The 25,562-nt window shown below is 40.8% G+C and carries 18 protein-coding genes and 1 pseudogene; 15 read left to right on the top strand and 4 right to left on the bottom strand.

Annotation, left to right across the window (positions count from 1 at the left end; translation table 11 throughout):
• Positions 1–70: 70 nt before the first annotated feature.
• The 12 genes and pseudogenes from FLM48_RS22430 (at position 71) to FLM48_RS22375 (ending at position 19,626) form a co-directional block, all read left to right on the top strand.
• The gene (locus FLM48_RS22430) at positions 71–310 is read left to right on the top strand and encodes a transcription factor (protein WP_179026205.1); all 240 of its coding nucleotides are present in this window, start codon (positions 71–73) and stop codon (positions 308–310) included.
• A gap of 80 nt (positions 311–390) precedes the next feature.
• Positions 391–2,880, top strand: a pseudogene (locus FLM48_RS22425) (N-6 DNA methylase).
• Between the two features lie 2 nt (positions 2,881–2,882).
• Positions 2,883–4,193 (top strand): restriction endonuclease subunit S, encoded by a 1,311-nt coding sequence (locus tag FLM48_RS22420; RefSeq protein ID WP_218645319.1) that lies wholly within the window; start codon positions 2,883–2,885, stop codon positions 4,191–4,193.
• 165 nt (positions 4,194–4,358) lie between these two features.
• On the top strand, positions 4,359–6,161 hold the full coding sequence (locus FLM48_RS22415; RefSeq protein WP_179026204.1) for a DUF262 domain-containing protein: 1,803 nt from the start codon (positions 4,359–4,361) through the stop codon (positions 6,159–6,161).
• Complete coding sequence (locus FLM48_RS22410; RefSeq protein ID WP_179026203.1) at positions 6,158–8,266, top strand: DUF262 domain-containing protein; 2,109 nt, start codon at positions 6,158–6,160, stop codon at positions 8,264–8,266. The genes FLM48_RS22415 and FLM48_RS22410 overlap by 4 nt, the downstream gene beginning before the upstream one ends.
• Positions 8,266–11,301 (top strand): type I restriction endonuclease subunit R, encoded by a 3,036-nt coding sequence (locus FLM48_RS22405; RefSeq protein ID WP_179026202.1) that lies wholly within the window; start codon positions 8,266–8,268, stop codon positions 11,299–11,301. Before FLM48_RS22410 ends, FLM48_RS22405 begins: the two co-directional genes overlap by 1 nt.
• A 141-nt stretch (positions 11,302–11,442) precedes the next feature.
• Entirely contained in the window at positions 11,443–11,727 is a 285-nt protein-coding gene (locus FLM48_RS22400; RefSeq protein WP_179026201.1) for a type II toxin-antitoxin system HigB family toxin, read from the top strand.
• 10 nt (positions 11,728–11,737) lie between these two features.
• Entirely contained in the window at positions 11,738–12,934 is a 1,197-nt protein-coding gene (locus tag FLM48_RS22395) for an ImmA/IrrE family metallo-endopeptidase (protein ID WP_179026200.1), read from the top strand.
• Positions 12,935–13,036: 102 nt separating this feature from the next.
• Positions 13,037–13,414: a hypothetical protein gene (locus FLM48_RS22390; protein ID WP_179026199.1), complete on the top strand. Its 378-nt coding sequence runs from the start codon at positions 13,037–13,039 to the stop codon at positions 13,412–13,414.
• A 769-nt stretch (positions 13,415–14,183) separates the two neighbouring features.
• Positions 14,184–16,895 (top strand): Ig-like domain-containing protein, encoded by a 2,712-nt coding sequence (locus FLM48_RS22385; protein ID WP_179026198.1) that lies wholly within the window; start codon positions 14,184–14,186, stop codon positions 16,893–16,895.
• 311 nt (positions 16,896–17,206) lie between these two features.
• Positions 17,207–18,709 carry a DUF1254 domain-containing protein gene (locus FLM48_RS22380; protein WP_051484659.1) on the top strand — a complete coding sequence of 501 codons (1,503 nt, stop codon included), beginning with the start codon at positions 17,207–17,209 and terminating at the stop codon, positions 18,707–18,709.
• Between the two features lie 92 nt (positions 18,710–18,801).
• A complete protein-coding gene (locus FLM48_RS22375) occupies positions 18,802–19,626 on the top strand; it encodes an alpha/beta hydrolase (RefSeq protein ID WP_179026197.1) in 825 nt (274 codons plus the stop codon).
• Between the two features lie 45 nt (positions 19,627–19,671).
• Here the strand turns inward: FLM48_RS22375 and FLM48_RS22370 are convergent, their stop codons facing one another.
• Genes FLM48_RS22370 through FLM48_RS22360 form a run of 3 tightly spaced genes read right to left on the bottom strand, consistent with a single transcriptional unit; the run spans position 19,672 to position 21,881 of the window.
• Positions 19,672–20,382 carry a pirin-like bicupin family protein gene (locus FLM48_RS22370; protein WP_179026469.1) on the bottom strand — a complete coding sequence of 237 codons (711 nt, stop codon included), beginning with the start codon at positions 20,380–20,382 and terminating at the stop codon, positions 19,672–19,674.
• A gap of 29 nt (positions 20,383–20,411) precedes the next feature.
• Positions 20,412–21,377 (bottom strand): glutathione S-transferase family protein, encoded by a 966-nt coding sequence (locus tag FLM48_RS22365; protein ID WP_179026196.1) that lies wholly within the window; start codon positions 21,375–21,377, stop codon positions 20,412–20,414.
• A 57-nt stretch (positions 21,378–21,434) separates the two neighbouring features.
• Entirely contained in the window at positions 21,435–21,881 is a 447-nt protein-coding gene (locus FLM48_RS22360; protein ID WP_179026195.1) for a DoxX family protein, read from the bottom strand.
• Between the two features lie 140 nt (positions 21,882–22,021).
• Between FLM48_RS22360 and FLM48_RS22355 the strand changes: the two genes are divergently transcribed.
• Positions 22,022–22,918, top strand: coding sequence for a LysR substrate-binding domain-containing protein (locus FLM48_RS22355; protein WP_179026194.1), 897 nt, complete (start codon positions 22,022–22,024; stop codon positions 22,916–22,918).
• A 55-nt stretch (positions 22,919–22,973) separates the two neighbouring features.
• Here the strand turns inward: FLM48_RS22355 and FLM48_RS22350 are convergent, their stop codons facing one another.
• Complete coding sequence (locus FLM48_RS22350) at positions 22,974–23,954, bottom strand: helix-turn-helix domain-containing protein (RefSeq protein ID WP_179026193.1); 981 nt, start codon at positions 23,952–23,954, stop codon at positions 22,974–22,976.
• A 267-nt stretch (positions 23,955–24,221) separates the two neighbouring features.
• Between FLM48_RS22350 and FLM48_RS22345 the strand changes: the two genes are divergently transcribed.
• Positions 24,222–24,920 (top strand): helix-turn-helix domain-containing protein, encoded by a 699-nt coding sequence (locus FLM48_RS22345; protein WP_179026192.1) that lies wholly within the window; start codon positions 24,222–24,224, stop codon positions 24,918–24,920.
• A 69-nt stretch (positions 24,921–24,989) separates the two neighbouring features.
• Complete coding sequence (locus FLM48_RS22340; protein ID WP_179026191.1) at positions 24,990–25,526, top strand: GNAT family N-acetyltransferase; 537 nt, start codon at positions 24,990–24,992, stop codon at positions 25,524–25,526.
• The last annotated feature ends 36 nt before the right edge of the window (positions 25,527–25,562 follow it).

Here is a 25,562-nt window from a genome sequence, read left to right as displayed (position 1 = left end):
TGTGCTTTTAGCTAATTTATATAAATTAGCTAAAAGCATCTGTTTATATGTATATCTAAGGCACCATCACATGACCGAACAAGCCATTTTTAACAGCATCAAAAAAGCCTTAAATGATGCGCCGCGTAATCAATACACCGCAGAGTTACACCTGCAAATGATCAAATACGCAGATGAGCTGAAATCCATTACAGCCAAAGAGTTCTGTGAAGGTGTAGGTCTTAAAAGCAGCTTTGGCACAGAGTTTAGCAAAATGCGTAATCTCACCCAGCGACTACGCGCAGCCGGCCTCGACACTCAATTACTTTAATACATTTTCTTAGCTGCTTGACCTTATAAACAGTCGAGTCGTCTATCTATAGTCAAATAATTTTCAGGAGTGAACCTTTCATGGATCACAGCGTACACAACAAACTTATCTCATTTATCTGGTCTATTGCAGACGACTGCCTGCGTGACGTTTATGTTCGTGGTAAATACCGTGATGTTATCTTGCCAATGGTGGTATTGCGCCGTTTAGATACCTTGCTAGAGCCAACAAAAGAGGCGGTACTAGCAGAAGTTAAGTTTCAAACCGAAGAGATGGAAGCCACGGAGCTTGATGATGCGCCACTAATGGCGGAGTCTGGTTACGTGTTTTACAACACGTCAAAATGGACCTTAAAAAGCTTACATAGCACCGCAACTAACAACTAACAGATATTGTTAGCCAATGTTGAAGAATACTTACTTGGCTTTAGTGACAACGTTAAAGAGATCATTGCTTGCTTCGATCTACAAGCAAAAATTCGTCACATGGCGAGCAAAGATGTACTACTAGATGTGCTAGAAAAGTTCGTTTCACCAAACATCAACCTGACTCCTAATGAACAGATTGATCCAGATGGCTATAAGCTACCGCCTGTCAGTAACTTAGGCATGGGTTATGTGTTTGAAGAGCTTATCCGTAAGTTCAACGAAGACAATAATGAAGAAGCGGGTGAGCACTTTACTCCACGTGAAGTCATTGAGCTAATGGTTCACTTAGTCTTCGATCCGATTAAATGCGGCTTGCCAGACCCTCTGACTATTTATGACCCAGCATGTGGTAGCGGCGGCATGTTAACCGAAGCGCAAAACTTCATTGAAGAGAAGTATCCAGTTACATCAGATAACGGGGCCTCTAAGCGTGACATCCGTCTTTACGGCAAAGAGATCAACGATGAGACTTATGCAATCTGTAAGTCAGACATGATGATCAAGGGCAATAACCCTGAGAATATTAAGATTGGTTCGACCTTATCTACCGATGAATTTGCGGCCAATCGCTTTGACTTTTGTTTATCTAACCCTCCCTACGGAAAAAGTTGGGCAAGTGAGCAGAAATTTATTAAAGACGGCGCTGATGTTATCGACTCTCGTTTCCGTGTTCCGTTAAACGATTACTGGGGTGAACCCGCTAAGGATGGCTTTGTTGATGCCACGCCGCGCTCTAGCGATGGCCAATTACTATTCCTTATGGAAATGGTTAGCAAAATGAAATCAACGGCTCACAGTCCGTTGGGCGCTCGCATTGCATCTGTACACAATGGCTCTAGCTTGTTTACTGGTGACGCTGGTTCTGGCGAGAGCAATATTCGTCGCTACATCATTGAAAACGATATGCTCGACGCTATCGTGCAAATGCCAAATAACCTGTTCTACAACACAGGTATAACGACCTACATATGGCTATTAAGCAATAACAAACCAGAAGGCAGAACAGGCAAAGTACAATTAATTGATGCTAGTCTGCTGTTTAAAAAGCTACGCAAAAACTTGGGCGACAAGAACTGCGAATTCCTTCCAGAGCATATAGCTCAAATAACTCAGGCTTACCTATGTGGCAAGTCGATTGAGCGAACAAAAGACGACAATGATGAACCTATTGGACTAGCCTCGAAAGTGTTCAATAACAAAGATTTTGGCTATTACAAAGTCAATATTGAACGACCAGATCGCCGAAGCGCTCAATTCAAGCAAGAACTAATAGAACCACTGCGTTTTGATAAAGCACTACGTGAGCCAATGGAGTACCTGTATGCACAGTATGGTGAAAGTGTTTATCAAAAAGGCTTCTTAAAAACCGTTGAAAACACCACTCTTGCTTGGTGTGAAGAAAACGACATTACTTTAAATACCAAAGCCAAGAAGAAGCTGTTGGATATCGAAAATTGGTTGAAGCTAAGAAATATCTATCAAATGGCAGCGGAGCTTCTCACTGAATTTGGCGATAAGCAATATGATAATTTCAATGACTTCAAGGAAGACGTTGAACTTAAAATAAAGAGCCAAGCAGAGCTAAAGAAAGCGCTGAAACAAGAGGTTATCAAAGTAACCCCTGCTGAGAAGAAGACCATTTTAGACGCGGTGAGTTGGTATGATGAAAATGCCGAAAAAGTGATTAAAAAGGTGGTTAAATTTAAGCAAGATAAACTTGATGAGCTGTTACAGCATTTAGGTTGTAAACAAGCTGATTTGAGTGACTTTGGCTACTATGCCACGAGTAACAAAAACGAATTTACTACCTACGAGAGTAACTCAGATCTTCGTGACGCTGAATCTGTTCCGCTTAATTATGCCTCAGCCAACCAAGAAGCTAACGCTAATAACAGTGAAATTCATCAATACTTCCTTGATGAAGTGCAGCCGCATGTTGATGAAGCATGGATAAACCTTGATAGCGCAAAAATTGGCTATGAGATCAGCTTTAACAAGCATTTCTATCAACACAAGTCACTGCGCACTATGAGTGAAGTTGCTGCTGATATCATAAAGCTAGAGACAAAAGCCGAAGGTTTGATTGCTGACATTTTAGGACTAAAAAATCTAGATATTGATGTAGTTGATCAGGAAGCGTAACGATGACTGATTTACTAAAAATGCAAAAATATCAAAATTATAAGAATACTGGAATTACTTCAATAGGAAGCATACCTAGTCACTGGGTTATTTCACCTCTTTGCAGCAAAGTAGTTCTTAAATCAATTACAGATAAAGTAAATGAGGAATTACTATCAGTTTATTTGGATAAAGGGGTTATTCGGTTTAAGGATGTTGAAGCCAAACGTACAAATGTTACTAGCCTAGACTTAAGTAAATATCAATTAGTTGAACCTAATGATTTAGTTTTAAATAATCAACAAGCTTGGCGAGGTTCAGTCGGAGTTTCTAAATATCAAGGGATTGTAAGTCCTGCTTATTTGATTCTTAAACTATCAAAAGAGATTAACCCTCAATTTGGGAACTACTTCTTTCGTGATGGCAACATGGTCTCTCAATACCTAATCTGCTCCAAAGGTGTAGGAACAATCCAGAGAAACCTTTATTGGCCACAGTTAAAAAGGGTTGTGATATCTCTACCTCCGTTAGATGAGCAAGTATCAATAGCTAATTTCCTTGATAAAAAAACAGCTCAAATTGATGAAGCTGTAGCTATAAAACAGCAGCAGATCGAGCTGTTAAAAGAGCGTAAACAAATCATCATCCAACAAGCTGTGACTCAAGGTTTAGCTCCAAATGTACCTATGAAAGACTCTGGTATTGATTGGATTGGTAAAATTCCAGAGCATTGGAAAGTCAGACGAGCAAAGTACTTATTCGATGAAATTGATAAACGCTCAGTCAATGGCGATGAAGAGTTATTGTCGGTATCACACATAACGGGTGTTACTCCGCGCTCCGAAAAAAATGTAACAATGATCGCAGAAGATTATAGCGGTTCAAAGACATGCCAACAAAATGACTTAGTTATGAATATTATGTGGGCATGGATGGGTGCTTTAGGAGTGTCAGACCGCCCAGGTATTGTAAGCTCTGCTTATAGTATTTACCGCCAGAAGCCATTGAATATATTTAATCCTGTTTACCTTGAATGGTTGCTTAAAACTGTCGGTTATATAGAGCATTACAATAAAGTCTCTACAGGGTTGCACTCTTCAAGACTCAGGTTTTATTCCAGAATGTTCTTTGATATGGAAATAGGCTTTCCTTGTCGTAATGAACAAGACCAGATAGTTGCACACGTAGAAGTACAATCGAATAAAATCGACCAAGCCGTAAAAATACAGCTTCAACAAATTGAAAAGCTCAAAGAGTACAAAACCACGCTGATCAACAGTGCAGTTACTGGAAAAATAAAAGTACCACAAAACCAAGAAAGCGTACTCAGCTAACAGGGAAGTAAAATGTCAGTATCCGTTGCCAGTACAACGCTCGCGTAAAGTTATGCAGGTGCGGTCTTTACTTAGGTAGCGTGATACTGCATCAATCTCAAGACCCTTGCTAATAAGTGGTACATGAGTATTCATAAAGCGCCACAGGGATAGAAGTGAAATAGTATGAAAGAGCTTGTTTTCAGCGTTGCAGATATTTTTAACAGTGATACGCCTGATGGATGCTTAGCACAGTATGGGGCTTCATCATTCCATATTCCAGCTTACCAGCGTGGCTATAAATGGGAGTCGGGGCCCAATGGGGCTGTTAGTGTTTTATTAGATGATTTGTGGAGTGCGTTTGAAAATCAAGAGGTTGAATACTACCTACAATATATAACCGTTAAACCACTGTGCGAGTCATCTAACCAGTATTTAGAAGTGATTGATGGTCAACAAAGGCTAACAACTCTTTCTATTATATTGTCAGTCATAAGCCAAATACTTGCTGATGATGACAGCCCTAGCAATATCGCACTGAACAAACTTGATTATGCAATTCGAGAGAACTTTTTTAACCAGTACATATACAACCAAGAAGCATTAGCCCTGCTATGTAAGTTAAATTGGGATGAGTTCATTGCTCAAGATCCAGAAAAACTTGACCGACAGGATGTTTTTTACCTCCATAGTGCCGTTAGAGCAAGTTCGACTTTCTTCGAGAAAAAACAAACAGACTTGGCCGATTTTCAGCAGTATCTAAAGAGATCTGTGAAGTTGATTGTTAACTCTGTTGAGCCACACATCACTAGCGAAACAGTCTTTAAGAACCTTAATAGTCACAAGGTTCCGCTTTCTGAAACCGAGTTGATTAAAGCACTATTTATCACAAAAGTTGGGCGCAGCAACGTACGACAATCAGATAGCCATTTTCGCGAAGTGATGGAGGTTAGGCTTGGCTTAAGTCGTACATGGGAAGATATTCAACAGTGGAGTCAGCGCAGTGAAATTGCAAGCTTTTACTTCAACAGCAGTCGTTCGCCATTATTAGAGTTACTTAAATTAACCGCCTTGAGTATAGGGGCTAAGCAAATCGAACTTGGGGGATCTCAAAAAAGTGCGGAGCATTCACTGTTTAATTTTTTTTCAAAGCAGCCAAGCAACAAAGATAGCTTTGAGCGTTTGATAGCGATCTATAAGCAATTAAACGATTGGTTTGAGACTGATGAAACTTATCATCTAATTGGCTTTTGCCGATTTACTAAACATAGCGAACATAAGCGACTTAGCTTTCTATACGACTGCTTGGGTAAATCGACAAAAACAGCATTAAAACAGTTTTTGACTGAGAAAAAATTAGAATTACTGCTGGGAAGCTGTACAGAAAAAGATGACCAACAGGCATTTCTTCAAAACTTAAAGTATGGAGAAAATGACAAACAAATTCATGCCGTTTTGCTAGCCCTTAGCGTGTTTCCCAAAAATGTTTCGCGACGCTTTGATTTTGATGAGTTCATACAGCAAGACTGGTCATTGGAGCATGTTTTCCCACAAACTCCTGAAGGTAAAGGCCACAAGTTAAGTGATATAGAAAAGCGCAACATCCGACAGATATTAAATGCAACAGCAGCTACAGACTCTGAGATAGAGGATATATTACAACTAGAGAGTCGAACGCATGACGAACAAATGATTTATGTTGATGCAATGAGGTCAACGGGGATAATCGATAATATTGGGAACATGTGCTTACTTACCGGCGGCAGTAACAGTGCACTAGGCTGTCTATTTTTCGAGGGAAAGAGAGGCAAAATTTTAGAACTTATTCAGGCTGGACATTTTGTACCAAAACATACTTTTGATGTTTTTTCGAAGATGATTAAAGGGCTTGAACCCGGTTTGGAACAGTGGTCTAAACACGACATTGAATCACATGCGAAGTATGTTGCAATGACTGTTCTTGAGGACATTAAGGATGATGTGAAATGAGAGCTGGAAAGTATAGTTTTCAAGAGCTGTTTGTAAATCGATATGTTGATCAAATCGTTATTCCGGAAATTCAGCGCGACTACGTTTGGGATAAACCGCAAATTGAGGGGCTTCTCAGCTCGATTTCAGCTAACTTCCATCGATTCAACAACGCTAATGTTCCTGTTATTGCTTCAGAAAAAGATGCCTTTGAACTGAAACAGCTAAATCGTGACTTTGCTGATTTTTACAGACAGCGAAATTATGCATCAAACATTGGATTTATTTACGCGTATAGTGACCAGCAATATGAAGGGCGCTACTTTCTCATTGATGGGCAACAGCGTGTTACAACTCTATACCTAGTGCTCCTATTACTAGCTTCACGCTCGGGGCAGCAATCCGACTTCAGCAAAAACTATTGCTCAAACAAGGGCCCTAAATTGGATTATCGCGTACGAGAATCTGCTTGTAGCTTTATCAGAGAACTAGTGCCTTATGTCCTAAGTGAATCGTGTATCGATATAAAGGAGCAAAGTTGGTACTTAAATAGCTTTGCACATGATATTACCGTTAAAAATATACTTAAAAACCTATCTGTTGTAGAGCAATGGCTTGAAAAACAGAGTATCAACGAACTAGATTTTTATCAGTATCTTAATGCTTACACTGAGTTTTGGTACTTCGATACCAATATCAGCGCACAAGGTGAGAACTTATATATTTACCTCAACTCTCGGGGGGAACAAGTACAAGGTAATGAAAACCTGAAAGCAGAGCTATTAAGTCGTTTACCTTCGATAGAGCTAAAAAATGAATTTGGTAAACAATGGGAAAATTGGCAGGACCTTTTTTGGCGAAAGCGCAAATGTGGGCTAAGCAAAACTCAAGCACAAGTAAAAGGGCTTAATGCTGACAAAGGTTTTAATGAGTTTTTAAGCTGTATCTCCGGCTTACAAATATACCTCTCAGATACTAACAATGCTTTGTTAGGCAACGAAAAATCTATTCAGCCCTCATCGAATATTCTATCACAAGTCCTTAGTTTTGAACTGGTTGAAAAGTACATTAGTACAATCGAGTTTATTGAGGCAGGAAAAGAGAGCATGCGTCAGGCATATCCATATTCTGAATGGATAGAGCATTGCCTTCATGAGTTTTGGGGATTGATGAATACTTCACAAACGGCGTGGATCATTGACTACAGCAATGATCGATTATCAACAGAGCGTCGCAGAATGGTATTTGTTTGGGGGGTACTCCATTGGGTTGAACAAGCGAAAAATTCTGACAAAGAAATAAGTACTCATGAGGTTTTTAGAGGAATTCGTCAGTTTTACTTACGCTATAAAAATAATATGCGCTCAGTAACGGGGATTAGTGGTATCAAAGAGTCGGTAAGTAATCTTCTAAATACAGGGCATATATCAAACAGTGATGGTGAAGAGTTTAAAAAAGAGCGCTGGATATCTGAGATTCAAAATCAGCGAGACAGTAATAAGCTGGAGTCCTTGCTGTGGGAAATTGAAGATCATCCTTTCAACATTGATGGTGCTGATGTAGGCCTAACCAACAGCTCTCACTTAGTAAACTTTGATGACAAAGTAACCGTCGATAGTTTAGCGAGAATAAAAGATACGTTCTTTATGTGTTTTCCTTCTTCAACATCACGTGATAATTGTAAGCTCCCCCTCATTCAAAGCCTGCTTCTATATTATGGGAAGTTTTGGCGGCGAACCTCTCCCCACTACTACGAAAACTACCAGTTTAACGATTGGAGAAATATCATTCGTTCTCGGGGGGGAAACGATAATTTCGCTCAATTATTTATGGAACTAGTAGAATCCGGATTATCTGTAGAAGATTTCTTACACAGCAAAAGAGGTAGCTTCCAATTTGAGAAAGTTGACTCTCTGTTAGAGCAATTTCGATGGTATAACTACCACTTAGGCGAAAAAATGTGGGATGAAGGTAGTTATATAGCATTGTGTGACTTTTACACTGAAAACAAAGAAGATTTTATTTTTAATGAAAGGAGACCTTTTTTGAACACCAAAGGTGATTTTAAAGGGGGCGCAGCTAAAGAGTTATCTTTATTACTACCGGAAGATAGAGGGACTTATTAATGGTCAGTCAAACCAACGAACAAGCATTAGAGTCTGCAATTGAAAAAAACCTTACAGGTGTTTGCTTAGAAGAAATGGCCGTTAGCCTGGGAGAGCCACCTTCTGACTATGACAATAAGCTATATAAGCTTGGGTATGCGACTGACTTTGATATGCAATATGCTCTAGATTTGCGCTTTTTTTGGCAGTTTTTAAGCAATACACAAAAAGATGAGTTAGAAAAGCTCAAACGAAATAGCCCTAATGATTGGGAGCGGAAAATACTTGAACGGTTTGATCGACTCATTAAAAAAAATGGTGTTTTACACTTGCTGAAAAAAGGCTTGAGCGTTGATGATGCTCACTTCACTTTGCTGTATCCAGCTCCTCTAGCGAGTAGTAGCGAAAAGGTTAAGGAAAACTTTAATGCGAATATTTTCAGTTCGACTCGTCAAATTAGATACTCGATAACTAATCCACTCCAAGAGATTGATATGGTGCTATTTATCAATGGAATTCCATTGGTAACTCTCGAACTTAAAAACCCATGGACAGGCCAAACAGCCCGGTATCATGGGCAAAAACAATACCGTAATGATCGAGATGCTACTCAGCCACTATTGCAATTTGGCCGCTGTCTAGTTCATATGGCTGTTGACACTGATGAAGTCTATATGACGACTAAGTTAGCAGGTAAAAACACCTTCTTCCTTCCATTCAATAAGGGCCACAATCACGGTCAAGGTAACCCTCCGAATACCTCATTGAAGGGTGGCCATAAAACCGCGTATTTATGGGAAGAAGTATTCACTAGAAAGAGTCTGGCTAACATCATTCAACATTTTGTGCGCTTAGATGGCAGTATCAAAGATGATTTGAGAAAGCGCACTCTATTCTTTCCTCGCTACCACCAGCTACAAGTAGTGCGTAAGTTAGTCGAGCATGCTGCAACAAATGGAGTCGGCCAAACTTACTTGATTCAACACTCTGCAGGCTCTGGTAAATCAAACTCCATTACTTGGGCTGCTTATCAACTGATAGAAACTTACCCAGTAAAAGCAGAACTTCCCGGCAGTCAAGGCGTTGAGCAGCCTTTATTTGATTCTGTCATTGTCGTGACAGACAGGCGCCTGCTAGACAAGCAGTTACGGGATAACATCAAGGAGTTCTCTGAAGTTAAAAATATTGTAGCTCCTGCATTTAAATCATCAGAACTAAAATCAGCCTTAGAGAATGGCAAAAAAATTATCATTACGACCATTCAAAAATTCCCATTTATTATCGATGGAATTGGAGATCTGAGTGATAAACGTTTTGCTGTAATCATTGATGAGGCCCATAGCTCACAATCAGGCTCTGCTCACGATAATATGAATCGTGCTATGGGTAAGGCTGAAGTTGAAGAGGCTGAGGATGCGCAAGATAAAGTGCTACAAGCAATGCGCTCAAGAAAAATGCGCGGAAACGCATCTTACTTTGCCTTTACTGCAACCCCAAAAAATAGCACTTTGGAAAAATTCGGCGACAAACAAGAAGATGGCAGTTTTGAACCTATAGATCTGTATTCAATGAAGCAAGCTATTGAAGAAGGCTTCATTTTAGATGTCATTGCAAACTACACAACCTACAAAAGTTATTACGAAATTGAGAAATCAATTCAAGATAACCCTGAGTTTGATTCTAAAAAGGCTCAAAAGCGTTTACGCGCATATGTAGAAGCTAGCCAACAAACTATCAATACCAAAGCTGAAATTATGTTGGACCATTTCATACCTAAAGTCGTTAACGCAAAGAAGTTGCGCGGCAAAGGGAAAGGTATGGTGATAACTCAAAGTATCGAAGCGGCTATTCGCTACTACAAAGCTATAACCCGCATACTAGATGAGCAAGGAAACCCGTTTAAAGTTGCTATTGCGTTCTCAGGAACAAAAGAAGTTGATGGTATCGAGTACACAGAAGCAGAGATGAACGGCTTTGCCGAAAGTGATACTAAAGATAAATTTGATAGCGATGATTATCGCTTATTAATCGTTGCAAACAAGTATCTTACAGGCTTTGATCAACCTAAGCTCTGTTCGATGTACGTTGATAAGAAGCTCACTGGAGTATTATGTGTGCAAGCCTTATCTCGCTTGAATCGTTCAGCTCCAAAGCTTGGAAAGAAAACGGAAGACCTGTTTGTTTTAGACTTCTTCAATAGTGTAGAAGACATTAAGACATCTTTTGACCCTTTCTATACCTCGACCACTTTATCGGAAGCGACTGACGTCAATGTATTGCATGAACTTAAGGATGCAATGGATGAAGTGGGTGTATATGAATGGACTGAAGTTGAGAGCTTTATTGAGCTCTACTTTAACAACGAAGATGCACAAACTCTAAGCCCTATTATTGATACAGCTGCAAACCGTTTCAACGTCGAACTAGAGCTAGAAGATGAAAACAAGGTCGACTTCAAAATCAAGGCTAAACAGTTTGTAAAAATATACGGCCAGATGGCATCCATCATGCCGTATGAAGTTATAGCGTGGGAAAAACTATTTTGGTTTCTGAAGTTTTTAATACCAAAGCTCATAGTGAAGGATCCAGAGTCTGAAGCTTTAGATGCTCTGCTCAACTCCATTGATTTAAGCTCATATGGATTACAACGCGTTAAACTCAATCATGCTATTGAGTTAGATGAAGCGGGAGCAGAGCTTGAGCCACAGAACCCCAACCCTCGTGGTGCTCATGGTAATGGCGATGAACGCGATCCTCTTGATGAAATTATTCGAAACTTCAATGAGCGCTGGTTCCAAGGCTGGAGTGCGACGCCTGAAGAGCAAAGAGTAAAGTTCATCAATATTGCAGAAAGTGTTAAAAGCCACCCAGATTTCAAAGCAAAGTATCAAAATAACCCAGACCCTCACAACAGAGAGCTGGCCTTTGAGAAGATGCTCAAAGAAGTCATGCTAGCAAGACGTAAGGACGAACTTGAGCTATACAAATTATTTGCTGGTGACCCTGCATTTAAAGCGTCATGGACGCAAAGCATGCAGCATACGGTAGGAAATTAGTACTTGATGGGGAGGAGCTGTTATTGCTCATAAGCCTTTAGATATAAGATATCTTGTAGAGTGTCAATTTATTTTGCTATAATCAAGTTCCCTTTTTGGTAACTTAAATTGTAAATCCCTTTTTGGGAACCTAGTGGTGAAATGAAGGTCTTAGGAAGAGACAAACTAGTCAAATTTTACAAAAAGCATGCAAATGTAAAGTCAGCCTTAGAATCTTGGTTTTCTGAGGCTGAGACTGCTGCTTGGAAAACACCACAAGATATTAAAAATAAGTATGGAACTGCAGACTTTCTAGCTGATAACCGAGTAATTTTTAATATTAAAGGTAATCATTATAGGTTGGTCGTAAAAGTAAGGTATCAAAACGGTATTGTTGTTGTTGAGTGGGTAGGAACCCATGCGCAGTACGACAAGCAAGACTTTTGAGGAGTTAGGAATGAATCACATTAAGCTGATTAAATCAGAACAAGACCATGAACAAGCGATTAGTCGTTTGATGGCGCTTATGGAGATGGATCCTGAACCAAATAGCATCGAGTCAGATGAAATTGATGTTTTAGCCGTATTAATTGAGAAGTATGAAGAAGTAGCTTTCCCGATAGAGTTTCCAGATCCTATTGAAGCAATAAAATTTAGGATGGAGCAGCAAGGCCTAAGTAACAAAGATATTGTTCCTTATATCGGTTCTGCTCCAAAGGTTTCAGAAGTTCTGAGTGGAAAGCGTAACTTGAGTTTGAATATGATCCGTAAGCTTAGTGAGGGGTTAGGTATTTCTGCGGAGATATTAATTCGAGCACCAGCTCAGCAAAGTGCAGTTACTAAGGATATCGATTGGAATGCATTCCCTTTATCTGAAATGCGTAAGAGAGACTATTTCGAAGGTTTTAATGGCTCGCTTACAGATCTTAAGGAATATGCAGCAGAGAGAATAACAGCTTTCTTATCTTCCGTTAACTCAGGCTTTAATCTTCAGCCAGCACTATTGAGATCTTCAGCTCATTTGCGTTCAAATGACAAGGAAGTTGATACTTATGCCATGTGGGCATGGCAGGTAAGAGTCCTCCAAAAAGCGAGTGAAGAAAAGCTAAAGGAAAAGTATAAAGAGGGTACTGTTGAACTAGAATGGATGAATAAGGTTGCTCAATTTTCTTGGTCATCACAGGGCCCAGCATTAGCAAAAGAATACCTGAATAAGCATGGTATTCACTTAATTATTGAACCCCATCTACCAAAAACTTACCTTGATGGGGCTGTGTGTATTAGTCCTGATGGGAACCCCGTTATTGCGTTGACACTAAGGTATGACCGTTTAGATAGCTTTTGGTTTTCATTGATGCATGAGCTGGCTCATATTGCTTTACATTTTGATGGTAATGAAACTTGGTTTCTTGATGATTTAGATGCTTATGGGAGTACAGAAATAGAAGAGGAAGCTGATGCTTTGGCTGGTGAAGCACTGATACCTATAGAGCTTTGGAGGCAGCAGATCGGGTTTAATGCGGATAGTGTGAGGCTATTATCTGAGCAGTTAGAAATATCCCCTTGTATTATCGCTGGCAGAGTTCGTCATGAATCAAAGAACCATTCACTGTTTGGTTCACTGTTTAGGGACAAAGTTAGACAGTGCTTTTAGGTTCAAGATGCGTGCGAGTATGAAGTATATGGCAGTTAAAGGTTTGTTTGTTTTTGTTGTACCTAGATGAGTGTTTGTGCCATTCATTATTTAGGAGTTCATATGCAAGAGATCGATTGTAACGAGCCTGGTGTTGTAAGAGTTGGGTTGAGAACTGTTTTGAATATCATGAAAAAGTGGAATTGTAATGAACAGCAAATCCGAGGCTTGCTGAAGTTACCGGCAAACTATGACGCCCTTGATTTTGAGCAAATGAGTTTTAGCCGAGATCAAATAGAAAGAGTTAGCTATATTCTAAATATTCATGCAGGCTTACGCTCAACATTTTCAAACCCTGAGAACGTCTACGGCTTTATGAGCATGGTCAATCATAGTTCACCATTCAATGGTATAAGTCCAATAGACTTCGTTTGTAATGGTGAGGTTGAACAGTTCAAACTTCTTCTAGAGTATCTCGATAGATTGTTTGAAGGCAGATGAATTTCAGTACCTTAGAAGCTTCTCTGTATGCTTGATAGAGGTTCATTGAACCCCTTTTTCTGAAAGAGCTATTTTGTTTTAGTTTGAATTGTATGGCTGTAATGGATTTTTAATTTTCCAGAAGTGTTTGTGCGTTGGGCTAGTGGTATGTTGAAAAATCTATTTGGGTTCTAGGCAAAAGTTTCATTCTTTAATGTCATTTCTAGACTGTTTTAACTATCGAAAAGTAAAAAGTTTCAACCTTTATTGTAAGGCGGTACTTACGGTAAGGCGAATACCATAGACTTATGAGGGTCTTAAGTTTCAATCTTTATTGTCCTCCGACAAATATATAGCCCTACCCAACGCATTTAAACATTATAATAAAATGGCAGCGCTCTTACTGTCTCGTTGCCATTTTAAAATCGAAATGTCCGATCTAAAATCAGGTGGCTTACTACTAAAATTAGCCACTATCACTATCACCATAATTAATGCGAATAATGACTAGCTAGATGATAAAGGTGTCATACAACAATTATGTATACACTACTGTATCGTAGAATTTATTTCTGAGATTATCCAAGTCAGAACAGGTTGGTTTCCAGCTCATATTGTGGATTAAAACATTAAATACAAGTGTTTACCTTATTCTGTTATGGTGATACTGTAGGGTAACTAGCAAGGGATTGCCGTAAACTAATGCCACCTATTTAGATAGTATTCATTCCTTGCCTTTGTCTTACCTGTACTAGAGCTATTTAGAAATACATAAGGAAATGTTAATTCTATGAATAAAATTATTTTTGTATTGCTATGCGCAGTAATGCTTACTCCTATTGTTAGTTTTTCTTCATCGTCCCCCCTAAATAATTCCACACCTGAAATTAAAAAAGTATGGCAGTCTCATGAAAATTGGGGTCGTCGTGTTGGTAAGGAAGAGATTTACAGCGGAGACTTTAATGGGGACGGCTCGAACGAACTGCTTTTCTCTAAAATAGATGACAATAGTTTTATTATTTTGGATGCGGTTAATGGATATTATGAAAATATTAAGGAAGTTGCTGTTGGCAGTAATTATATTGCAATGCAAGGGGTCTTTGATAGTTTTTTAGAAAACCACCTACTGTTTATTGCTTTAGATTCAGGGGAGATTAAATTATATAATTTATCAACAGAAAGCTGGTTGGAATGTGATTTATATGGTTTTGATGTTAATCATTTTCAAGTTTTTGAGTCTTATGGTTCAGTAAAGGTTTCAGTTTTTGGTGATGACGAAACTAAAATAATTGATGTGGCTTCAAAAAAAATAACTGATACTTATAAACATGGTGCAAGTTTTGGTGTTGTTGGTTATTTTACTAATAATAGTATTCCATCGGTTATCTATTCAGATGGACGTTTATATAATATTACTCCAGATGGGTTGGTTTTTGTTAAGGAAGATGATTATTTCATTGGTGAGCACTACTCCGTAGTCGATATTAATAGTGATGGTATTGAAGAACTAGTTATAACAGAGGATGGAACATTAACCCTGTATAGTGTCTTAGATTCATCCGTAATATGGGAGAATGACCTCGGGCTAGGAAATGTTGAGGTTCTAGTTACAAAAGATATAAATTATTCTGGTGTAAATGAAATATTAGTTAGTCAAGGTAGTATGCAAGGCATTTCCATATTTGACTCTGCTTCCGGGGTGTTGATAAAAAATATAACTAACGGTATTTATAATAACGCTCTCCATGTAGTTGATAGTGATAATGACCTTAAATTAGAGTTGATATCTGTCGAAATTGACTTGATTAGTATATTTGATGTAAGTACTGGCGTTAGAGAGTGGTCAAAAGTCACTGTTCCATTAAGTTTTAATTCTATTGCCTATTTTTTTGGTGACGCTGATAGTGATGGGAATAAAGATATTGTAACTGCAAGTAATGTAGGGGGATATTATGATGAAGATGGTTTTATTGAGGTTTATGACTCGGAAAGTTATCGGTTAAAATGGTCAACAGAAAATAACTCGCCATTTTCTCAAGATATTCATACTTACATAACAGACGTGCAAGTGGCAGACGTAGATGATGATGGAGAAAAAGATGTTGTTGTTATTGCTGATGAGTTTAGTTTTGGTTATCCACTTTATATATTAGATGGTAAAAATGGCAGTTTACAACACCGTATCGAAGATGAAGTTTTTAAAGGGTTGAGATCAATTTTTGTTGCTGATTTTGACGGTAATGGTAAACCAGATCTTTTGGGAGCTAAACCTGACGGGATTTATGTTATAGATCCTTTGAATGCCCAGGTTAAACACCAGTCAGAGCCTCTTAGTTTTAATGAAAATCCTAGTTTTAGTGATATTAACCTTATTGATATAAATAATAATGGTGAAAAAGAAGCTGCAATTATTTCTGATAACATTCTTCATATCTATAGTTTATCTGAAAACTCTATGACTTCGATTAATTACCCGCTTTTTGTTGGGATTACAACCGGGCTTGCGTTTGGCCGAGAGTCTCTTTTGGTTGTTAGCTCTTCAGGAGGGCTTTTTAGTGTAGATAATGACTTAACCTTGTCTGAAGTAGGCCAAGTCTGTGAAGCTGGAGCAGTTTCCATATTTCACAAAAGTATTAGCCAGCTCGGTGTTGTTTGTCATGACGAATTACGTATTTATGACCTTTTAAAATTAGAGATAATCTCGAGAGTTGATGTTACAGGGCATTCTCAATATTCCAGGTTTTCTAGTTTTTCTAGTATGGCAAGAAATGGTGTTGACCATTACTTAACCTGTAAAATTGATTGTTCAGCTTATGAAGCTTATGAAAGTACGGTAGCTTATATTCCTTACTCTGCGATAGCTCAAAATATCTCGATTCATGTAAACTCGATTTATAATGGCACTTTTATGACGGAGCAAACAAACTACACGAAATCATTTCATATAAAAACGCCACCGTTACACGGACAGCTTATTATTGTTGATGAAAAAACCGGTGAGTTTAATTATGTTCCCAATGCTGGATTCATAGGTGAAGACAGTTTTGAATTTTTTTCGGCCGGTGATAATGTTGAATCAAGCGCAGCGAGAGTTAAATTAGCTATGACAAACAATGCGCCGGTAGCGGTTGGACAATCTCATTCAGTTGCTTGGAAAGAGGTATTATCTGCAGAATTACAAGCAAGTGATGCAGATGGTGATGGTGTTTCATTTGAAATTGTTAATCCGCCAAGTATGGGAACCTTAAGTTTAGACAACTTATCTGGCATGTTTGAATATACGCCAGAGGGCGAGAGCAGCTATCAGGTGACATTTGAGTTTAGAGCCTATGATGGTGCAAGTTACTCGGACATCCAACTGGTGACAATTAATTTTGCAGGCAATCCTTCGCCAGAGCCAGAGCCAGAGCCAGAAGCAAGCTCTAGTGGGGGGACAACATCAATATGGCAGTTGTTGGTATTAATGATATGGCTAGCATATCGACGTAAGGTTAATCATTAAGTAGGGGGGGCGATGCCCCCTTTATTTATTAATAGCTAATAGAAACAAGCTATTAATAATTGATTGTTGGCTATGTTTTTAGGGGGCTAAACGCATTTTATTTGTTTCGCCAATCAATCTAGTTAGGGGGATACTCATAGCGTTTCCCGAATGGCAATTAACATGTTAACTTGCTTATATCACTAAATTTTAAAATAAAATAACCTTGTAAACAGTGGTGAAATATAGCACTGGTGTCGTCGCTTACAGGCAAAATATCAGCGCTAGGGGAAGCCGTTAACAATGGATATGAGCATTAGGAGAAAGGATTCATGCAAATAAAACGCGCGCACACCTGGTTATCTGCAGGTTTACTATTGGCTAGCAGTAGCGCCTTAGCTGACGTGCCAGAAGAAGTACTCAATTCAATTAAAACACCCGATGAAGTAAAAACCTCGATTGGTACTTTGCGTTTCAATGATGGTGCGCCAACCGCTGATACCGCTCGCCGGGTATATGATTACCTCGACACCACACGGGCAATGGACAGCTTTCTAAAAGGTATGCCGGGCGCCTCAGTTAAAGCATTGATTGATGGTGCTCATTCGCTTGGTGCGGTTGAAGCCCATGAGGTGATGATTTTTGATAAATTAATGGGGCCGGAGTCGCTGTTTCTAACTGGCAATAGCTCAACTGTTTACGCTATTCCCGATCTTGATCTAAAACGAGATGGCCCAACCGTAGTTGAAGTACCTGATGGTTTGCTTGGTGCTGCCAACGACGCGTGGTTCCGCTATATCAATAACTTGCCAACTGCTGGCAAATATTTATATGTACCGCCTGGGTATGATGGACCTATTCCTGATGGCTTTGCGGTGTACCGTCCTAAAACTTATAAAGTGTGGGTATTCTTACGTTCTTCAGTTAAAAATGGCGATGTTGCTGCTGCGGCATCACTGGTGACTGATAACGTAAAAGTTTACCCACTGTCGAAATTTGCCGAACAGCCAGAAATGAAATTTGTTAGCGCAACGGGTAAGGCGTTTAACACCATTCATCCCAATAACAGTGAGTTCTATCATCACCTTGATGAAATCATTCAATATGAACCGTTATCGGTTGTTGATGCTGAAACTCGCGGGCTGTTTGCTTCAATAGGTATAGAAAAAGGCAAGCCGTTTAATCCGGATGCTCGGATGAAGAAAATTCTTGCCGACGGTGTTGCACTGGGTAATGCGGCGTCGCGATCGATTGTTTGGTATCCACGAGATGATAAAAATTTAGCCGGTGTGCGAGTTTATCCTGATACAGATAGTAATTGGATCATGGCGTACACGGATCGTAATGTGCATTTTAATGGTGACAATGGCCAAACCATGAACACCGACGCACGAGTTATGTTCCACTATCCCTATACCGCAGTGACGCCAGCGATGGCGGCACCACGCCTTGGTAAGGGCTCGGACTATGCAATAAGCTATGTCGATGCTAACAAACAGACATTTGATGGCGCTGAGACCTATAAACTTAACATTCCAGCCAACCCGCCTACGGGCAACTTTTGGGCGGTGACGGTTTACGACACTCAAACACGTTCGATGCTGCAAACTCATCAAGCCAGTCCAACAGTTGGTGGTAATACAGACGGTTTAATCAAGAATAAAGACGGTTCTTTTTCGGTATTTTTTGGCCCTAAGGCACCAAAAGGCTTTGAAAATAACTGGATTGAGACCATTCCTGGAAAGAGTTGGTTTGTGATTTTACGTATGTACTCACCACTGCAACCATGGATTGATCAGACTTGGCGACCAGGCGAAGTTGAGCTAGTAAAGTAACTTGGTGAGAGGGCTTGAGTCAGTTACCATGCGACTGATTCAGGCCTTCGATATGTCGTAACTTGTGTGCTTGATTTGGTGGGAGCTGGAAAGTGAAGTATGTCGCTTGGTTGGTGCTGGTGTTTATCTGCCCGTGGGCGTCTGCAAAGCAGGGCTTTGAAATTCCGCGCAGTAAAGTGGTTGAGCTGACAGATCCGCAAAGTGGCAGAGTTTATCCGCTATATATCAAATTACCGCGATCATACTTAGCCAATCAAGATAAACACTATCCTGTGATATATCTAACTGATGCCAATTACAGTTTTCAGTTAGCGTCAGGTGCAACGCGTTTTCCGATGAATACCGGCGCCATGGCAGAAGCTATTATTGTTGGTATTTCTTATTCAAAGGGAGCAAAAGGTCCGTCTAGCCGTGTACGAGACTATACCCCAAGTCTCGCTAGTGATTGGCAGCTACCCACTGGTAACGCCAAAGGGCATGCGCTGTTCATACGTGAAACGGTGTTTACTTATATTGAAACTCACTATCGAGTAAATCAATTACAACGAACGTTTGTCGGTAACTCACTTGGTGGGCTGTTTGGTGCTTATATGTTGTTCACTCAGCCTAATATGTTCAGCAGTTATATTCTGGGAAGCCCTTCGGTTTGGTTTAATAACCACGCCATACTTACTGCTAAAATAGCTAAACCGAGTAAGGCTACCAAAGTCTATTTGTCTGTTGGTCAGCTGGAGCAACCTAAGTTTGGTGAACGCGAAGATATGGTCGCCGGGGCGAAACAACTAGCTGCAAAGATAAGCATGCAGACAGATAACAATATCTTACTCAAATTTTCTGTGATTGATGGTGCTAGCCATTCAACGGCATTTCCCACCACACTTATTCAAGGTTTAGACTGGTTATACGGAGTGAACTAGTTTTCGCGGCATCATACTCAAGCATGCCGCTCACAACATGTCACGCTAAGGCGCATCAATCACAATTATCTCAGCTTCTGCAGTCGCCTCTATTTTTAATCTGCTTTGCGCAGTCACTTCAGCTCCATCGCCTTGGTGTAGATTAATCCCTTGGCCTAGTTCGTCGAAAATCGTAAAACTGCCGCTGGAGGCAAGCACATAAGCCTGATGAATGATAGGCAGAGTGATTTTACTACCTGCAGTCACTTTCCCCCCGTAAATACGCGCATCTTGATGAATAAACAGTGCTTGTTCAGCGTCTTGTTTATAACCTGATACCAGCAAAGGGAAGCTGTCTTTACTTGAGGTGGTGGCGAATTTTTTGCTGTCCCAACGCGGTGTTACACCTTGTTGTTTAGGCTCTATCCAAATTTGGTATAAAGTCAGTGGCTGCGTTGAGCGATTATATTCAGAGTGCATAATGCCTGTCCCCGCACTCATTACTTGTACCTCACCGGCTGGCGTAATCCCCGTATTGCCCATACTGTCTTGATGAGTGATCGCCCCGCTACGCACAAAGCTGATAATTTCCATATTTTGGTGCGGGTGAGACGGGAATCCGGCTCCCGCTTGAACCCAATCATCATTAATCACTCGCAGAGTGCCAAAGCCCATACGCTGAGGATTGTAATAGTGGGCAAAACTAAAATGATGATTGGCCCGCAACCAGCCGTGGTTGGCTTTACCTAATTGTGCAAATGCAATGTGGTTGATCATCATTTATCTCCCCGTTGGTTGATGACGGTTTACTTTGAGATTGCCGCTCTATCATGGGGCAAGCCAAAATCTTGTGTTGGCCCTTTAGGCACTATCAACGTTGGGTTAATGGTCTCATGACTCGCGTAGTAGTGGATTTTGGTGTAATCCAAATCGATGGTTTTAGCTACGCTGCCAAACTGATATAGCTCGCGCACATAATTGCTGATGTGATGGAATTCGCTCAGCTTATTACGGTTACACTTAAAGTGACCATGGTAAACGGCATCAAAGCGGATCAAGGTAGTGAATGAACGCCAGTCTGCTTCTGTTAATGTGTCACCGACTAAATAGCGTTGAGTGCTTAGGTGCTGCTCTAGCCAATCTAAACTAGCAAACAACTCATCATAAGCTTTGTCGTAAGCTGCTTGAGTGGTCGCAAAACCTGCGCGATATACCCCATTATTGATCGTGTGGTAAATACGCTCGTTAACAGCATCTATCTCGTTACGCAGTGCAAGGGGGTAATAGTCTTCATGGTTGCCAGTTAGATCGTTAAAGGCACTGTTAAAGATGCGAATGATCTCACTGGATTCATTATTGACGATGGTTTGGGTCTTTTTATCCCACAATACCGGCACAGTAACTCTGCCTTCATAGTCGCTAGCGGCGCGAAGGTACAGTTGATACATATACTGTTGCTGGTACAAATCATCATTAAAGTCACTGTTATCATCAGCAAACTGCCAGCCGTTTTCACGCATTTCTGGCTGCACGACACTCACAGAGATAATCTCTTCAAGTTGTTTTAGTTGTCTAAATATCAAAGTTCGATGCGCCCATGGGCAAGCCAAAGAGACATAAAGGTGATAACGACCCGCTTCTACCGGGTAAATACTGTCCTTGTCATTTGAAATACTATGGCGAAAACGACTTTCCTGACGTTGAAATTCACCTTTATTGGATTTGGTTTCATACCAGTTATCAACCCACTTACCGTCTACGATTAGTCCCATGATGATGCTCCTTAAAATCTATTGTTTAATGTTGGTTTAGGTGTCGCTTTAGTGTGCTTAAGACAGCTTGCGGCTGAGTGAATTATCGAGCGCAAATCGACCCGCCCCCTGCAATGCTAATGCTAGGCTGATAGCAAACAGTGCTAAACCAAATTCATAGCCGTTGTTTGACATAAATAAGCCATTTTCAAAATGGACACTAAAAATGGCCACCAGCATGGTAACTGCCAGTACGACAGCGGTAGGGCGAGTCAGTAAACCCACAATTAATAACAGTCCACCGAAGAACTCCGCGCTCCCTGCCAGCAATGCCATTAAAAAACCCGGTGCCAGACCAATCGACTCCATCCATTGCCCGGTGCCTTCTAGGCCATAACCACCAAACCAAGCAAACAGTTTCTGGGCACCATGTGCAGCAAAAATAGTACCTGCGATAAGTCGCAGTGGTAGGGCGGATAGGCTTGGGTTTGAGTTAAAAATCATTTTTAATGCTGAGCTGTTCATAACGTATATCCTAAAATTATTTTGGTCATCGACTGCTGTAGTCTTGAATATGAACTCATTGTAAATAAGCGCAGTTATTGGAATAACCGTAATTATTTGCTTAATATGTTCAAAATATTTGAACAATTGAGTAAGCAGATATGCAGCATTCACCCATCACCCTAGAAGCACTGCTTGTTTTAGATGCCATTGAAAGCCGGGGCAGTTTTGCTGCGGCGGCAGAGCAACTCGATAAAGTACCATCTGCGGTGTCATACATAGTGCAAAAACTGGAAGAGCAGCTGTCGGTAACCTTGTTTGTTCGTCAAGGTCGGCGGTCAGTATTGACTCCTGCTGGGCGCTATTTGCTTGAAGAGGGGCGTAAAGTACTGGGCGTTGTTGGTAATATTGCTCAACAAACACAAACCATTTCTCACGGCTGGGAACCTCGGATCCGTATCGCCTTTGATACTATTTTTGATGTGAAACTATTGCTGCCTGTACTGGCCGATTTTTTACATCATCACCCCAATATTGAAATTGATCTGAGTGAAGAGGTGATGCACGGTGGCTGGGAGGCGTTAATTGAAGACAGAATAGACCTTTTAGTCGGGGCGCCAGCCCCCATTCCTAGCCAGCAAGGTATTCGTGCAACTAAGGTGTTTCAATTTGTGCAAAAACTGATAGTGGCCAAATCGCACCCGTTAGCGAATCTAAATTCAGCGATCATCAAAGCAGATATTGCTCAGTATAGGACTGTTGTTGTACATGACTCAGCCGAAAAAGCGGTGCCATGGTCTACTAACGTCATTGAACAATCACAGCGGTTTTACGTTAGCAGTATTGAACATAAAATTGCCGCTATCAGTGCGGGTGTTGGGGTCGGCTTTTTACCGCTTGTTCGGGTACAAAACCAACTTGCTAGTGGTGAGCTGGTGGCAGTTGATGTGATTGATGCTAACGATCAAGCTGAAGATATTTATATGGCTTGGAAAATGGTCAACAAAGGTAGAGGCTTACAGCAACTACGGACACTGATCACGCAATTAGTGCAGTAAGCCAAGCGGGGCTGAAGTGGTCGCCCCGAGATATTCATTGTGAAGCCGTTATTGACTATTCATCCTCTTTACTGAACAGTTCCATTAACCCGACTAAGGCGCCAAACAATACCGCACCAACGGGCCAAACTATCCAAGTGACGCCCCAGTCCATGGTCCACAAACTCCAACCAAGGAATATAGCGGTGACTAACGGCCAATAAAAAGCGGCGAGCTTTTCAGCGCGCTTGGTGCGCTTAGACTTTACCGAACCTAAACCGCTTTCTTCGAGTATATGGGTATAGGCGTCAAACCGCGTTGAGGCAGGAATAATAATAGCGAGCCCTATCGCAATCATAAACAGTAATACAATCAACATCATTAGCGCGCTACCAGGGTAATCAAATAGCATGCTAACAACGACTAGCGGCACAAAACTAAAAATAAATAGGCCCACTGCGACAGACAGGCGAGTATTGTAACTGGGGCGGAAAGTCTGCAAACGTTCGCTAAACACACTATGTACGCCATAAGCTAGCTCAAACTTTTGGTTGTCGATAATGTCAGTGTCTGCTTCATATTGATTGGTTTTGATGAAAAAACTCACTGCGATCGTTACCAGCACTAAAATACAAATGATACCGATTGCAGTGGCAATATCGTCGGTCATATTAAGCCGTTGAGTCTCGGCCAGTGCTAATAAGAAAAACAGCGGTATTGCAGAGCAAACACATAATATCACCCCTTTGGTGGTTAACGCTGCCGCTTGCATTTTACTGTCTACATATTGGCTAGCTTGCTCTAAGCTCACCTGAGTTAAGCCTGAGGGTTTGACCTCATCATGCTCGCTGACGTTTTCATATTCATCTTTAAGCAGAAAATCCGTTGAAACTTCAAAAATGTCAGCCAAGCGAATTATCTTGTTGAGATCGGGAATGCTATTGGCACTTTCCCATTTAGAAACTGACTGCCTCGATACGTCCATTTTTTCCGCGAGTTCTTCTTGAGACCAGCCGATCTGTTTTCTTAATTTAGTAATCTTTTCCGCTAAAATCATAATGTGCATTCCTTCGTATAGTGATGTGAGCCTAGCGTAAAAAATCGGTTGGTTGCAGACTAGCAAGCGCAGTTGTTATTTTGTCAACTGCTGGTTGCTTTTTCGCTATCTTATTAAAAATATCCAGTTTTTTCTTAGTTATCAAGTCATGAGTTATTAGCATTATCATCACTGTCGTAAAACTGTCGACGGGTATTTATTGCCTAATGTTAGCCATTAAACCATGCTAATAGCGTCGAAAATAATTGAAGTTATGAGAATTCATTTATGCAGCTCAGTGTAGAAAAATTAAAGCAGTTACGTCGTAGGCAGGGCTGGTCGCAAGAGTTATTAGCTAAGGCATGTGGTTTATCACTTCGAACCGTGCAACGCATTGAGTCAGAGGGGCGCGCTTCTGCTGAGTCTGTTCTGGCATTGGCATCGGCTTATCAAGTTTCACCTGTCGATCTACAAGGGGCTAACGCTGTCATTGAAGCCGACTGGACGAGGAGCAAGATCATGCGAGCAATAGTCATCATTGCATTAGTTATCGGGTTAATGTTGAGTTTGTTTTCGGTTGTCGCCGAAATCAGCACCTACATAGATTTGCCTATCGCTATTTTAATATTCTGCTTTACTAGCTTATTAACCTGTCTGAGTGTGGGGGTTGAAGGATTACTGATGAGTGTTAGAGGGGTTAAATATCTATTTGCTGAAGATATTCAAGGTGGTGAGCCCATTAGACGCTTGGCAAATGTATATCAGCAACAGATCACTTATGTGTATGCCAGTGCCATACTGGTGTGGTTGGTTGGCCTTGTGGCGGTGGTGATTGAAATCGGTCAGCAGTTTGATTTACACCACTTGCAGCAGGTATTTGCCTATTCTATTCCGGTGTTAATTTTGCCGTTTTTATATGCGGTGATAGGCAGTGAAATGTTACTTCGGCCACTAAAAAGTAAGCTACTGGTTCACCTTGATGATTAATGTCGCTACGCTGGTGCCAATAAATCGATTTGTTGTTGCCTAAGGTGCAGCAATACCGTGGAGTAAGCTATGCAATATTTAATACTAAATGTGGTTGATAACACCGAAGTGGTCTCGCTGTTCCGCACCGTTTTTGCCGATGCAGAAGGGGAAAGTGAAGGCCAGGTTATCGGTCAACTCGTCTCTGAAATGCTCGGGACGACCGCTGCCGATGATATTGTCACTTGTGTTGCAATTCAAGACGATACCATTGTGGCTGCTACCTTATTGACGCGGCTTAAAATGACTAATCAACAGCAGGGCTTTATTTTATCGCCGATGGCAGTTGCGACATCGATGCAAGGACAAGGAGTTGGCCAACAATTGATTCGATTTGCTATTGAGCAACTGAAAACCCAAGGCGCCGATGTATTGTTGACCTATGGCGATCCTAACTTTTATGGCAAAGTCGGTTTTGAGCCGATTAGCGAGCAGGTAATCGCTGCGCCGTTTCCCTTGTCGCATCCACATGGCTGGATTGGCCAATCATTAAACGGTCAAGCTATTGCAGCATTAGCTGAACCGGTGCAATGTGTTGCGGCGTTAAATCAACCCCAATATTGGTAGCTTAAGCGTCACCACCAATAACTTGGTGGTGACTCG

Origin of the sequence: Shewanella sp. Scap07 (assembly GCF_013394145.1) — a bacterium.
GTDB classification, from domain to species: Bacteria; Pseudomonadota; Gammaproteobacteria; order Enterobacterales; family Shewanellaceae; genus Shewanella; species Shewanella waksmanii.
The sequence above is the reverse complement of the archived record's forward strand: the minus strand, read 5'-3'. Positions and strand labels throughout refer to the sequence as shown.